14 protein-coding genes and 1 pseudogene are annotated in these 12,990 nt (G+C 59.5%); 13 read left to right on the forward strand and 2 right to left on the reverse strand.

The features are described from left to right. The 5 genes from BN873_RS01550 to BN873_RS01565 all read left to right on the forward strand — a co-directional run. A partial coding sequence (locus BN873_RS01550; RefSeq protein WP_053085201.1) for an IS481 family transposase occupies positions 1-414 on the forward strand: 414 nt, incomplete at its 5' end. Between the two features lie 36 nt (positions 415-450). Continuing rightward, entirely contained in the window at positions 451-609 is a 159-nt protein-coding gene (locus BN873_RS19200) for a transposase (protein ID WP_242434345.1), read from the forward strand. A 6-nt stretch (positions 610-615) separates the two neighbouring features. Next, positions 616-966, forward strand: a complete 351-nt coding sequence (locus BN873_RS01555) for a Tn3 family transposase (RefSeq protein ID WP_048670222.1) — start codon at positions 616-618, stop codon at positions 964-966. Positions 967-1,153: 187 nt separating this feature from the next. Next, on the forward strand, positions 1,154-3,367 hold the full coding sequence (locus tag BN873_RS01560; RefSeq protein WP_048670232.1) for an FAD-dependent oxidoreductase: 2,214 nt from the start codon (positions 1,154-1,156) through the stop codon (positions 3,365-3,367). Between the two features lie 14 nt (positions 3,368-3,381). Further along, positions 3,382-4,203, forward strand: coding sequence for a DUF547 domain-containing protein (locus BN873_RS01565; RefSeq protein ID WP_053085202.1), 822 nt, complete (start codon positions 3,382-3,384; stop codon positions 4,201-4,203). Between the two features lie 202 nt (positions 4,204-4,405). Here BN873_RS01565 and BN873_RS01570 read toward each other — a convergent pair whose 3' ends face one another. Together BN873_RS01570 and BN873_RS01575 are read right to left on the reverse strand one after the other, a co-directional pair. Then, positions 4,406-5,056 (reverse strand): class I SAM-dependent methyltransferase, encoded by a 651-nt coding sequence (locus tag BN873_RS01570; RefSeq protein ID WP_048670223.1) that lies wholly within the window; start codon positions 5,054-5,056, stop codon positions 4,406-4,408. After that, positions 5,053-6,228, reverse strand: a complete 1,176-nt coding sequence (locus BN873_RS01575; RefSeq protein WP_048670224.1) for a BtaA family protein — start codon at positions 6,226-6,228, stop codon at positions 5,053-5,055. Before BN873_RS01575 ends, BN873_RS01570 begins: the two co-directional genes overlap by 4 nt. 313 nt (positions 6,229-6,541) lie before the next feature. Here BN873_RS01575 and pstS (BN873_RS01580) point away from each other — a divergent pair, with 313 nt between their 5' ends. The 8 genes and pseudogenes from pstS (BN873_RS01580) (at position 6,542) to BN873_RS20725 (ending at position 12,981) form a co-directional block, all read left to right on the forward strand. Next, positions 6,542-7,603, forward strand: coding sequence for a phosphate ABC transporter substrate-binding protein PstS (pstS, locus tag BN873_RS01580; RefSeq protein WP_053085203.1), 1,062 nt, complete (start codon positions 6,542-6,544; stop codon positions 7,601-7,603). A gap of 113 nt (positions 7,604-7,716) precedes the next feature. Continuing rightward, on the forward strand, positions 7,717-8,694 hold the full coding sequence (gene pstC / locus BN873_RS01585; protein WP_048670226.1) for a phosphate ABC transporter permease subunit PstC: 978 nt from the start codon (positions 7,717-7,719) through the stop codon (positions 8,692-8,694). Continuing rightward, positions 8,691-9,605 (forward strand): phosphate ABC transporter permease PstA, encoded by a 915-nt coding sequence (gene pstA, locus BN873_RS01590; RefSeq protein ID WP_048670227.1) that lies wholly within the window; start codon positions 8,691-8,693, stop codon positions 9,603-9,605. The genes pstC and pstA overlap by 4 nt, the downstream gene beginning before the upstream one ends. A gap of 18 nt (positions 9,606-9,623) precedes the next feature. Then, positions 9,624-10,444, forward strand: a pseudogene (gene pstB, locus BN873_RS01595) (phosphate ABC transporter ATP-binding protein PstB). A 17-nt stretch (positions 10,445-10,461) separates the two neighbouring features. Next, positions 10,462-11,496, forward strand: coding sequence for a phosphate ABC transporter substrate-binding protein PstS (gene pstS, locus BN873_RS01600; RefSeq protein ID WP_048670228.1), 1,035 nt, complete (start codon positions 10,462-10,464; stop codon positions 11,494-11,496). A gap of 2 nt (positions 11,497-11,498) precedes the next feature. After that, entirely contained in the window at positions 11,499-12,176 is a 678-nt protein-coding gene (locus tag BN873_RS01605) for a hypothetical protein (RefSeq protein ID WP_048670229.1), read from the forward strand. A 45-nt stretch (positions 12,177-12,221) separates the two neighbouring features. Then, positions 12,222-12,404, forward strand: a complete 183-nt coding sequence (locus tag BN873_RS01610) for a hypothetical protein (RefSeq protein WP_048670230.1) — start codon at positions 12,222-12,224, stop codon at positions 12,402-12,404. A gap of 19 nt (positions 12,405-12,423) precedes the next feature. After that, a complete protein-coding gene (locus tag BN873_RS20725) occupies positions 12,424-12,981 on the forward strand; it encodes an IS630 transposase-related protein (protein ID WP_071243956.1) in 558 nt (185 codons plus the stop codon). Positions 12,982-12,990: the final 9 nt, after the last annotated feature.

The raw sequence follows: 12,990 nt of genomic DNA on the forward strand, positions 1-12,990 counted from the left end.
ACTTTGCTTAATGGTGTCGTCATCGTCAATGCTCCTGACACGTCAGTGTCCTCGTTTCCTACAGTGGAGCATTTACACAATCGAATTTACAGTCTCTCGAAGGCTGGCCCCCGCCTCATCCAAAGCGACGCCGGTTCGGATTTTACCTCCAGCCACTTTCAGCAGACCTGCCAGACCCTCGGTCAGTGGGTGCGCTGTCGTGTCGCTCAGGTCGGTGGTATGGGCATCCTGGAACGCTTGAACCGCACCTTCAAGCACGAGTTCGTCTTTCGCCACGAGGTCAATACCTTGGCCGACCTCCAAGCACTTCTACCCGCCTTCCAGCGTTGGTCTAACGAGCAGCGATTACACAGTCATTTAGCGTATCGCACCCCCGCCGCCGTCTTGGCCCAGGAGGTCGCTATACTCTCTTAATCAGCGGAAGTCTTTTTTGGGGCACTACACGCCGACATTCAAAACACCCTCCGCCAAGCCGGCCACACCCTTGAATACCTCCCACCCTATTCCCCTGATCTCAACCCCATCGAACACAAGTGGGCACAGGCCAAAGCTATCCGCAGGCAAACCCACTGCTCCGTCGATGATCTCTTTCGCTCCAATAGAATATGATCACCTTTGTTCGATTTTGCTATACACCTGCACTCCGAAGAACTGCGCCGCGAGATCCACCAGGGGCTGAACGGCAATGAAATGGGGCCACCGACTTCGTGTTCTTCGCCCGCCGGGGGCGAGATAGCGAGCAACCGCCGCGAGGATCACGAGGTCAGCATGCTTGCGCTGCACCTGATCCAGAACTGCATGATCTACATCAACACGTTGATGATCCAGAAAGTGCTGGCTCAGCCGCATTGGCAGAGCAAGATGACACCGCGCGACTATGCCGCCTTGACCCCGCTGATATGGGAGCATGTCAACCCGTATGGGCGGTTCGACCTCGATATGGACACTCGCCTTGATCTGCCGTAATCAAAATGGCGGCTGGTGACACGACTGTTGGGTTTGCCCCGTGCTGGCTGGTTGGGAGTTTGCCCCTAAAAAAACCGTGCTTTAGCTCCACTGACGCATCCAAACTCAATCGAATTGCGTAAACGTTCTCAACATCAAGGACCAATCCTTTCGCTTGACCGGCCGCTGGGCCTTGGAGTCTTTTTTTGTGAACATCCGCAAACTGTTGCTCGTCGGAGCTGTCGCCGTGCTGATCGGCGCGTTTTTCGCCTTTGATCTGGGTCGGTTTTTCAGCCTGGAGTATTTCAAATCCCAACAGGCCGCCATCGAAGCCTATCAAGCCGCACACCCGTGGTGGACGGCTGGGCTTTTCTTCACGGTTTACGCGGTCTCCACGGCGCTGTCATTTCCGGGCGCGGCGGTTTTGACGCTGGTCGCGGGCGCGCTGTTCGGAGTCCTGTGGGGCACGATCCTCGTTTCTTTCGCCTCGACCCTCGGCGCGACTTTGGCCTTCTTGATCGCCCGTTTCGTATTGCGCGACTGGGTGCAAGATCACTTCGGCGACAAGCTCAAGGCCATTAACGCGGGCGTTGCCAAGGAAGGCGGTTTTTATCTGTTCACCCTGCGGTTGATTCCAATTTTTCCATTTTTCATCATTAATCTGGTGATGGGCCTGACGCCGATTCGTATCTGGACGTTTATCTGGGTCAGCCAGCTTGGCATGTTGATCGGCACCGCCGTTTACGTGAATGCGGGTACTCAACTGGCCCAGATCGACTCGCTGAAAGGCATCCTGTCACCGGGTCTGTTGGCGTCGTTCGTCCTGCTCGGTCTATTCCCGCTGATCGCCAAGAAGATTGTGGCGCTGGTGAAGGCGAAACGGGTGTACGCGAACTGGCCGAAGCCCGCGCGTTTCGACCGCAACTTGGTGGTGATCGGGGCCGGTTCCGCCGGGCTGGTGACGGCCTACATCGCAGCGGCGGTCAAGGCCAAGGTCACGCTGATCGAGAAACACCGGATGGGCGGCGATTGCCTGAACACCGGCTGCGTGCCGTCCAAGGCGCTGATCCGTTCCGCTAAATTGCTCTCCCACATCCGGCGCTCAGCGGAGTTCGGCATCCGCAAGGCCGATGCCGAGTTTGATTTCGCCGAGGTGATGGCGCGGGTGCAACGGGTCATCCGCGAAGTCGCGCCGCACGATTCGGTGGCGCGATATACCGGTCTGGGCGTGGAGGTGATCGAGGGCGCGGCGAAGATCACCTCGCCTTGGACCGTGGAGGTGACGACGGCAGACGGAACGCGGACGCTAACCACTCGCGCCATCGTTATCGCCGCCGGCGCGCGACCGTTCGCGCCGCCGATTCCGGGTCTGGAGGAGGTCAGCTATTTAACCTCGGACACCGTTTGGAATCTGCGCGAGTTGCCCAAACGGCTGGTGGTGCTGGGCGGCGGCCCCATCGGTTCCGAACTGACCCAGACCTTTGCCCGGCTCGGCAGTCAGGTGACACAGGTCGAAATGGGGCCGCGCATCCTGAGCCGGGAAGATCCTGAAGTATCGGCGCTGGTGGCCGAACGGTTTCGGGAGGAAGGCGTCGCGGTGTTGACCGAGCACAAAGCCAAGCAGTTCGTGGTGGAAAACGGCGAAAAAATCCTGATTGCCGAACATCAAGGCCGCGACGTGCGCGTGCCGTTCGATGCGGTGTTGGTCGCGGTGGGGCGAGTGGCCAACACCACCGGCTACGGGCTGGAAGAACTGGGGATTCCAGCATCTCGCACCGTGGAAACCAACGAGTACCTGCAAACGCTTTACCCCAACATCTACGCGGCGGGCGATGTGGCCGGGCCTTATCAGTTCACCCACACCGCCGCTCATCAAGCCTGGTATGCAGCAGTGAATGCCCTGTTCGATCCGTTCAAGACCTTCAAGGCCGATTATTCGGTCATCCCGTGGTCTACCTTCGTCGATCCCGAAGTGGCGCGGGTCGGGTTAAACGAGCAGGAAGCCAAGGAACAGGGCATTCCTTACGAAGTCACGCTCTATGGCATTGATGATCTCGACCGCGCCATCGCCGACGGCGAGGCCCACGGCTTCGTCAAGGTGCTGACCGCGCCGGGCAAAGACAAGATTCTAGGTGTGACCCTAGTTGGCGAGCACGCCGGTGACTTGCTGGCCGAATACGTGATGGCGATGCGCCACGGCATCGGTCTGAACAAAATCCTCGCTACCATCCACATCTACCCGACCCTGGCTGAGGCCAACAAATATGCTGCTGGCGTCTGGGAAAAGGCCCACGCCCCCGAAAAACTGCTGGCCTGGGTGGAACGTTTCCACACCTGGCGGCGCGGGCCGGACAGCCGGATGCGGGCGGAAACACCGCGCGCCAATCCGAACCCAACCCCGAACCCGAATCCAAGCCATTGACGAGAGCCATCGCCATGCGCTACCGCTTCATTCCACGATCCACGCTGTTGCTGGCGCTCATGCTGGCGGCATTTCAGGTTCAGGCGGCGTTCGACCACCGCCATGTCGCTTGGGATACGCTGCTCAAAAAACATGGGGTGCTGATAAGCAACGGCAACGCTTCGCAGGTCGATTATGCCGGCTTCAAGAACGACCGGGCCACGTTGAAGGCTTATCTCGATAGCCTGTCAGCGGTTCCTGAAGCCGACTATCAACGCTGGGGCAAGCCCCAACGACTGGCGTTTCTGATCAATGCCTATAACGCTTTTACCGTAGAGCTGATCCTGACCCGCTACCCCGATCTCAAGTCGATTAAGGAATTGGGATCGCTGCTGCAATCGCCGTGGAAAAAGACATTTTTCAACCTGCTCGGTCAGGAACGCAGCCTGGACGAGGTGGAGCACGGCATGATCCGCGCACCCGGCGCGTTCGACGAACCGCGCATTCACGCAGCGGTCAACTGCGCTTCCGTCGGTTGCCCGATGCTGCGGGATGAGGCCTTCACGGCGGATCGTTTGGACGGTCAACTCGAAGACAGTATGTGGCGCTTTCTGTCAGACCGCAGCCGCAACTGGTTCGACGCTGCCAGTAACACCTTGTCAGTCTCGAAGATTTTTGATTGGTACAAGGGCGATTTTGAGCAGGGGCATCAGGGCTTCACTTCACTTGACGCCACCTTCGCCCGCTACGCTGACGCACTCGGCGACACGCCGCAGGCCCAAGCTGCGATCCGCAAGGGTGGCCTAAAAATTCGCTCTCTGGAGTACGATTGGGCGCTGAACGCGGTGCGGCGCTAGGGGATGATCAGTTGAACCGGGTGTGGTCATGCCTTTTTTCAGGGCCATCACCCGAAATAGGGTATCCATCAGTCGCGGTTGAGCAACTGACGACGGCGTTCAAAGGCCTGCTGGAGTGCGGGATTCGGCGTCGGCGGTGGTATGAATCGCGCCGAGTCGGGTGGCAATCCACAGCGTGCGAAAAGTGGCGGCCCCCATACGCTCAACTGCCCCGTTTGCAACCGATGAAGCTGAAATAGCGCCAAACATTGCCGTAAGCGGGGCGAACATTTTGTGTGAGTGCCTCGCTGCGCTCGTTCAGAGATGGCAACAGATGCCCGTCCATGCGCACATGGTTAAAGCCCATCCAGCGGCGGAAGCCGGAAAAGCGCGTATCGTGAAAATCGACCACCGCCAGCAACCCGCCGGGCTGGAGATCGCCCAGCGCCGCGTCCAGAGCCTGCTGCCAACCGGGATCGATCATCGACAGGCAGTAGGAACATACGATCAGGTCGAAGGCCGGTTCGGCGGAAAGTGGACGGTCATAGCGCTGTTGCAGCAGCGTGACTGCTGACGCACGCTGCGCCAGCTTGCGCCGGGCTTGCGCCAGCATGTCAGCGGATAAATCCAGGCCAGTGATTTGGGCGTTGGGAAACTGGCGGCTGAGGCGCAGCAGGTTGGCGCCGGTGCCACAGCCGATTTCCAGAATTCGGCGCGGCTGTCGGTCAGTGGCGATGGCCTGGATCAACTGGGCGCGTCCAAACAGGAAGCTCCAGCGGGTGGCGTCGTACAGCCGGGCGTGCCAACGGTAGTAACGACTTAATGGATCGGTCTGTCGCTCAGTAGGCCACCACAGCGGCTCAGATCGGTTCATGCCACCTCCGCAAAATGCAGGCTGCCGTAAGTGCCGACCCGATCCTGCCAGTGCAAGGGTTCGGTGCGGTTCGGGAAGAAGCGCAGCGCCCGCCGGGTCCATTCCGGCAAGAAACCGAGATCGTTGCCCGCCGAGCGCAACAAGATCCGGCTGCCCGGTCGGCTGTTTTCCAGAATCAACCGCCATTCTTCTTCTAAGGCTTTTGGCTGATGCCAGGCCAGCCAATCCTGATGATCGAGCAGCACGAAATGGCTGTATTCGCCGGGATGGGTGTGCAGAAAGTCGCTGACTGTGGCGTTATGGGTATGGATGCGACCGAAATCGGCCCGCAGGCGGGAGAAGTGCTCCGGCAGCAGATAGTTGGGGCAACAACGTTCGCTGTAGGAACCGGTCAGATAGGCCCGCCAGAAATAGTTGTCGTGAATCAGTACTTCAGTGAGCACATGCCGCAGCTTGTCATTGACATAACCGACGATGCCACCGGAATGGCGCTGCTGGATCAACTGAATCTGCGGGCGCGGCACGCCGAGCATGGCCAGGGCGGTCGGTTGGCGCAGTAACCAGGTACTGAAGCGGCTCCACAGCGCCGGTTCGATGCGGGTATACAGTTCGCGCTGCTCGTTGAGGTTTTGCGCGTCCAGTAGATCAAACAGGTAGTCGCGCAGCTTGCGCCCGGATTTGAGCAGCCGCCGGGTCACCAGCCACGCCACCGCCCCACAGGTGCCCCGATAATAAAACGAATGCTTGGGGTTGGCCGGGTCGAAATAGCTGATTTTCTTATCCCAGAACGCGGCGGCGTAGTCCGGCAAGCGCGGGCGCACGGCCTGGTACAACTCTCGGAAACGGGGATGCGCACCGCGCCGGAACATCTGTTCCAAATCATCGAAATCGCCGCGCTCGATCAACGTCAGCTTGAGTTGCAACAGGGCATTTTGGCGGGGATTCACGTCCACGGCGTGAATTTCGGCCGGGCCATCCAGCAAATAATCCAGCGCGTTGCAACCGGCGCTGGTCAGAACCACCAGCGTGCTGTTGCCGTCAAGGCCCAGCAGTTGCCGGTCGATGCGCGGGTCTTCCCAGCACATGTTGTAGATCAGATAGCGTTGGTGAACGGTTTTGAAAAACAAATCGTGTGCCTGATGCCTCAGAGTGGCGCCAAGTGTTTTGACCATGCGACTTCAAACCCAAGCGTGAAGGAGACGATGGGTTAAGGAGTGTGGGAAGCATAAATAACAACAACATGACGCAATCATGATCTTTTGATGACAGTTTGGGCGTCATCGTTTTCAGATAAGCGGCAGGCTGCGCCTTCTCGTCTTTCTCATTCCCATGCTCCGGCGTGGGAATGGGTTTGACCGCTCCAGCGGTCCACACGAAGGCTCCCACGTTGGAGCATGGGAGCCAGCCACTTTGTCACCAGCTTGTCATTATTTTGACATTGCACTGCAACATCAGCCCGCCACACTGACTTTCTCAAACCATTCCATGTGTAGAGGGTTATTTGTGAGAAAGCCATTTCTGACCTCCGCGATGATTGTCTTGCTCGGTGCGGCCAGCATCGCACCCGCTTCAGCGCAAGACCTGCGCCTGACCGGTTCCGGCGCGAGTTTTCCGTTTCCGCTCTACTCCTCTTGGTTCAAGGATTTCGGCAAGCAAACCCAGGGCGTGACCGTCGATTATCAGGCCAAGGGTAGCGGTGCGGGCATTCAGGATTTCACCAACAATACGGTTGATTTCGCCGCCAGCGATGCGGCCATGTCCGATGAAGAAATCGCCAAGATCAAGCAGGGCGTGGTGCTGCTGCCGATGACCGCCGGTGAAATCGTGCTGTCTTACAACCTTGAAGGCGTCAAGGAACTGAAGTTGCCGCGCGAGGTGTATCCCGACATTTTCGCGGGCAAAATCACCCAGTGGAACGACCCGAAAATCGCCGCCGCCAACCCCGGCGTCAAACTGCCCGACCAGAAAATCACCGTGGTGGCCCGTTCCGATTCCAGCGGCACCACCTTCGTGTTTACCGGCCACCTGAGCGCGATCAACGCCGCCTTCAAGAGCAGCGTCGGCCACGGCACCACCGTGCAATGGCCCACCAGCTTCGTCAAAGCGCCGAAAAACGACGGCGTGACCGCCACCATCAAGCAAACCCCCGGCGCGATCGGCTACATCGAATACACCTACGCCATCGCCACCAAACAGCCGATGGCCGTGCTGCAAAACAAAGCCGGTCAATACATCGCCCCCGGTGATGAAGCCGGCAAGGCCGCCCTGGCCGGCGCCGAATTCACCACCAAGACCTTGCCCGGTTCCGATGCCCCCGACCTGCGGGTCTGGCTGTTCGACCCGGCGGGTGCGCAAGCCTATCCCATCGCCACTTTCACCTGGATGCTGTTCTACAAGGATCAGGACGACGCCAAGGCCAAAGTGCTGCGCGAACTGGTCGAGTACGGCTTGACCAAGGGTCAGGCGATGGCCCCGAAGATGGGCTACATCCCCCTGCCCGAGAGTGTCGTGGCCCAGGTCAGAAAAGCGGCCGCACTCATCCAGTAAACACGGCGATTCCCCGACAACCGGCAGCCGCGTGATGTTGAGCGCCTGCCGGTTTCCGATTTTTTGCGTCTCTCTTTGCGTCTCTCTCAACCCTGCGGAACGTCCGGTGATTCATGGCTGCACAACCTTTTGAACATTTAGCGCAATCCGGTTCGGTGTCCGGGCCGCCCTCCGGGGGCGATTACTTCCTCGACCGGACCTTTCGCGGCATCGCCTGGTTCAGCGCCGCGCTGATTTTGGTGCTGGTGGCGTACATCGTTCTGGAAATCGGCGGCAAGGCGCTGCCCGCGATGTCGCGCTACGGCCTCGGTTTTCTGACCTCGACCGAATGGAACGTCCAGACCGAACAGTTCGGCATCCTGCCGCAAATCTGGGGGACGCTGTACAGCTCCTTTCTGGCCTTGCTGCTCGGCGGTCTGTTCGGGATCGCCATCGCCATTTTCCTGACCCAGGATTTTCTGCCGCCCCGGCTGGCGGCGATCTTCCGCACCATCATCGAATTGCTGGCGGCGATTCCGTCGGTGGTGTTCGGCCTGTGGGGTATCTATGTGCTGATTCCGCTGCTGCGGCCGGTGGCGAACTGGCTGCATGAAGTGGCGGGTGGCATCCCCTTTTTCGGCACCTCCTTGAGCGGCCCCGGACTCGCGCCTGCCGCGCTGGTGCTGGCTATCATGATTTTGCCGACCGTGGCGTCGATCTCGGTGGATGCACTGCGCCAGATTCCCTACAAGGTCAAGGAAGCGGCCTACGGCATGGGCACGACCCGCTGGGAAGCGATTTTGAAAGTGATGTTGCCGACGGCTTCCTCCGGCATTCTCGCCGCGCTGGTGCTGGGCTTTGGGCGGGCGCTGGGCGAAACCATGGCGTTGGCCATGCTGATCGGCAATTCCAACCAGATCAGCCTGTCGCTGTTCGCACCCGCCAACACGCTGGCGGCGCTGCTGGCCTCCAGCTTCCCCGAAGCCGGGCCGGTCGAAATTCAGGCGTTGATGTACGCCGCGCTGGCGCTGCTGGCGATTACCCTGATCGTCAACGCGGTGGGTCTGGCGGTGATGAAATTCGCTACCCGCAAATTTGAGGCCGAACGATGAGCGCGCCTGATCTGGTCGTTGAATCGCAACTCCATACACTGGAGCGAACTCCTGGCGGCTTACTCCGTCTCCAACGCTCACCGCTGGAAGGGCGGGCGCTGAAAAGCGGCATCCTGACCGGCCTGACTTGGCTGGCTGCGCTGATTGCGGCGGTACCGTTATTTTCAGTGATTTACATGCTATTCGTGGAAGGTGGCTCCCGCCTGAGCTGGGAAACGCTGACCGCCCTACCGCCCTCCGCCTTCGATCTCGGCGGCGGCTTTGGCAACGCCATCGTTGGCACCGTGGTGATGGTCGGCCTCGCCACCCTGATCAGCGTACCGTTCGGCATTCTGGCCGCCGTCTATCTGGCGATTCTCGAACCTGACAGTCGCTTAGCCCATACCGTGCGCTTTCTGGCCAAAGTGCTGACCGGCTTTCCCTCCATTCTGGCCGGTGTATTCGTCTACGCCATCATGGTCGTCACCATGAAAAGCTATTCGGCGCTGGCCGGTGGCGTGGCGCTGGCGGTGCTGATGTTGCCCACCGTAATTTTGGCAGCGGAACAGGCGATGGCGATGGTGCCGAAAAAGATGAAAGACGCCGCCTACGGCATGGGCTGCACCCGGACGCAGGTGATTCTGCAAGTAGTGTTGCCCACCGGTGCGTCGGGCATTTTGACCGGCGTGATGCTGGCGATTGCTGGCGCGGCGGGCAACTCCGCGCCGCTGCTGTTCACTGCGCTGTTTAGCGATTACTACCTGAGCAGCCTGACCGAGCCGACCGCATCGCTAGCGATTCTGATCTACAACTTCTCCGGGATGCCCTACGACAACCAGATTCAACTGGCCTGGGCCGCGTCCCTGGTGCTGGTGTTGATCGTGCTGGTGTTCAACATCCTTGCCCGGCTGATCGGGCGGCAAAAATACTGAGTGCTTCGAGGTTCCAACATGCCTGTGAATTCAGAAACGACAGCGGCGGGTTCATCACCCGCACCCAACGGCGTGGTGATGGATTGCCAGCTCCAGAAAGTCTTTTACGGTGATTTTCTGGCGGTGCGTGACAGCAAGTTGCCGCTGGAAAAGAACAAGATCACCGGCTTCATCGGCCCGTCCGGCTGCGGCAAGAGCACCGTGCTGCGCAGCCTTAACCGGATGAATGATCTGATTCCGGTGTTCCGCTTCGAGGGCAAAGTCACCTATCACGGCCAGGATATTTACGACGGCAAGGTCGATCCGGTGATCGTGCGGCGTTACATCGGCATGGTGTTTCAGCAGCCCAACCCCTTCGCCATGAGCATCTACGACAACGTGGCGTTCGGACTACGGCTGAACGGTTTTAAGGGCAACATGGATGAGCGGGTGGAAAAGGCGCTCAACGGCGCGGCCATCTGGAACGAGGTCAAGGACAAGCTGAAGAATAGCGGCCTATCGCTGTCCGGTGGCCAACAGCAACGCCTGTGCATCGCCCGCGCCATTGCCACCGAGCCGGACGTGCTGCTGATGGACGAACCCTGCTCGGCGCTCGATCCCATCGCCACCCGGCGGTGGAGGAGTTGATGGTCGAACTCAAAGAGAAGTACACCATCGCGTTAGTCACCCACAACATGCAACAGGCGATGCGGGTAGCCGATACCACCGCCTTTTTCGGCGTGGACATTTCGCAAGGCAGCCGCACCGGCTATCTGGTGGAAATGGGGCCAACCAAACAGATTTTCGAGCAACCCGCCCAACAACTGACGCGGGAATACGTCCGGGGCGAATTCAGTTGAAACGGGACGGAGGCACCATGCATCTGCGTACTTTCTTGGCCGCCCTCATCGGCGGGGTCAGTCTGATGTCCGTCGCCTTCGCCCAGACGCCCGCCGCGCCGGTCACGCTGCACGGGGCTGGGGCGACCTTTCCCGCACCGCTGTATCAGAAATGGATTGAGGTTTACCGCAAGGCGCATCCTGAAGTCGCCATCGACTATGAGGCGGTCGGCAGCGGCGAAGGGGTTAAGCGCTTTCTGGATAACGCGGTCGATTTCGGGGCCAGCGATTCCGCCATGAGCGATGAGCAAATCGCCAAGGCCAAAGCGGGCGCGGTTCTGGTTCCCGCCACGGCAGGAGCCATCGTGTTGGCTTATAACCTGCCGGATGTGGAAGGAACGCTGAAACTGAGCCGGGAGGTCTACGCCGATATGTTTCTCGGCAAAATCCGCGAATGGAATGATCCCCGTATTCAGGCGCTGAACCCGGAGATCAAGTTGCCCCGGCAGACCATTGCGTTGATTGCCCGACAGGACAGCAGCGGCACCACCTACGCCATGACCCAGCATCTGGCCGCCATCAGCGCGGACTGGCGCAACGGCCCCGGCATCGGCAAAACGGTCAACTGGCCTGGCGTTTCCGCGACCGCACGCGGCAACGAAGGCGTCGCTGGCCGCATCAAGCGCAGTTGGGGTTCACTGGGCTATGTCGAATACGGCTTTGCCAAACGGCTTGGCCTACCGATGATCCATCTGCAAAACAAGGCCGGTGTGTTTATCGCGCCGGATTTCGCCAGTGCCCAGGCGGCGCTGGCCGCCAACGTCGGGCAGATTCCGCCGAACCTGCGGGTATTCCTGCCTGATCCCGACGGCAAGGACGCCTATCCCATCGTGACCTTTAGCTGGTTGTTGCTGCACGGTCAGTATGCCGATGCGGGCAAGCGCGATGCACTCAAAGGCTTCGTCAACTGGGCGCTGGCGGATGGTCAGCAACACAGCGCCGCCGAGGGCTATATCCCACTGCCCGATGGCGTGGCGACGCTGGCCCGTGCCGCGGTGGATCGCGTGCAATAGCGATGGGGCTGTTGAACCTGCCCGCTATCGAAGCCGCGCTGCGCCAGGTGCAACGCGAGTTTCCAGCCATCAACCGACGGCTGAGCGGGCAGCGTGACCCGATGAGCGATGCGGTGGTCGAGAACCTGCTGGCGGGTTATGGCTACGTCGATATCCTCGTTGAGGGGGGCATTGACGTTTTTGCGATGGGCCAGCATCAATACCTGCTTGAGTTGAACAACATCGTGCTGTGCGGCCCCGACGAAATCGGGCGGGGTGAATTTTCCCAGCATATTGAAGCGACTAAAACCCGCTTTTACGACGAGCCGGGCGCGGGTATTCAGGATTTAGTGGAATGGTGCGCCATTCATTCAGGCGACTCCGTTTGGCGATTAGCGGCAGGCGCTTACGTGCGCTCCTTGAGTAAGCCCCAACTGTTCATCGAAGGCAATCACCGCACCGGTGTGCTGCTGGCCAGTTACCTCCTGCTGCGGGCGGGCAAACCGCCGTTCGTGCTGACCGTGGACAATGCGATGGCTTTTTTCGAGCCTTCTACGGTGATTCGCAACACCAGCAAACTGGGGGCGATGGGATTCTTTCGACTGCCGGGCATCAAAAAACGCTTTGCCAAATTTCTGGAGGGGCAGGCGGACGAGCGTTATCTGCTGTCCTCCACAGTGCGGGCGGCCCCTGGACTGTGAGAGAATAACCATCCCATACCAAATCACTAACAAAACGGCGATTGTGTGCGTATTTCTTTCGATATTGATGACACTTTGATTTGTAATCCGGCAATTCCCAGTGAACAACATCTCGGTTGGTGGCAGCGCTGGCGCTATCCCGAACCGTTGCGGCGCGGCACCCGCGCACTGATGGCCGCACTGGTCCAGCGGCAATGCACAATTTGGCTTTATAGCAAGATCGATTAAATTTGATTAGGATTAAGCGATGGCCTACTCACACGATTTTCGGTGCAAAGTGCTGGCGGTTCGGGAACGGGATCAGTTATCGATTGCGCAAGCCGCAGAACGGTTTGCGGTCGGGAGTGCGAGCGTGACGCGCTGGCTGAAACGGGTGGAGCGCAAGCCATCGGGCGCTCGGCGGGGCAAGCTGGACATCGCGGCCTTGGAACAGGACCTGCGAGAGTATCCGGATGCCTACCCATACGAGCGGGCGGCGCGATTAGGCGTTCGGCAGAGTACGATTTGCTATGCGCTGAAGAAAAAGCTGCGGGTGTCCTATAAAAAAACGCAGTACCATCCCCGCGCAGACGCGGTGGCGCGGGACGCCTTTCAAGCGCGGCAGGCCGCTTATGAAGCGGCCGGACGGCCGTTGGTGTGGATTGACGAGAGTGGGTTTTTCCAAGGACATGCCGCGTCGGCAGGGCTATGCTCCGATTGGGCAACGCTGTTATGGCAAGTCTGTCAAATTTTTTGTGTAAATGCGGTTTTGGTTAGTGGAGTGAGAGTGGCAAGCGGCCCTCGAATTGAATGGCGAAGCGATTGAGGGCCTGTT

Source organism: Candidatus Competibacter denitrificans Run_A_D11 (assembly GCF_001051235.1).
GTDB classification, from domain to species: Bacteria; Pseudomonadota; Gammaproteobacteria; order Competibacterales; family Competibacteraceae; genus Competibacter_A; species Competibacter_A denitrificans.

Excerpts from the sequence above, each read along its gene's own strand:
- BN873_RS01565 (WP_053085202.1), top strand. The coding sequence starts at position 3,382 with ATGCGCTACCGCTTCATTCCACGATCCACGCTGTTGCTGGCGCTCATG.
- BN873_RS01570 (WP_048670223.1), bottom strand. The coding sequence starts at position 5,056 with ATGAACCGATCTGAGCCGCTGTGGTGGCCTACTGAGCGACAGACCGAT.
- BN873_RS01575 (WP_048670224.1), bottom strand. The coding sequence starts at position 6,228 with ATGGTCAAAACACTTGGCGCCACTCTGAGGCATCAGGCACACGATTTG.
- pstS (WP_053085203.1), top strand. The coding sequence starts at position 6,542 with ATGTGTAGAGGGTTATTTGTGAGAAAGCCATTTCTGACCTCCGCGATG.
- pstC (WP_048670226.1), top strand. The coding sequence starts at position 7,717 with ATGGCTGCACAACCTTTTGAACATTTAGCGCAATCCGGTTCGGTGTCC.
- pstA (WP_048670227.1), top strand. The coding sequence starts at position 8,691 with ATGAGCGCGCCTGATCTGGTCGTTGAATCGCAACTCCATACACTGGAG.
- pstS (WP_048670228.1), top strand. The coding sequence starts at position 10,462 with ATGCATCTGCGTACTTTCTTGGCCGCCCTCATCGGCGGGGTCAGTCTG.
- BN873_RS01605 (WP_048670229.1), top strand. The coding sequence starts at position 11,499 with ATGGGGCTGTTGAACCTGCCCGCTATCGAAGCCGCGCTGCGCCAGGTG.
- BN873_RS20725 (WP_071243956.1), top strand. The coding sequence starts at position 12,424 with ATGGCCTACTCACACGATTTTCGGTGCAAAGTGCTGGCGGTTCGGGAA.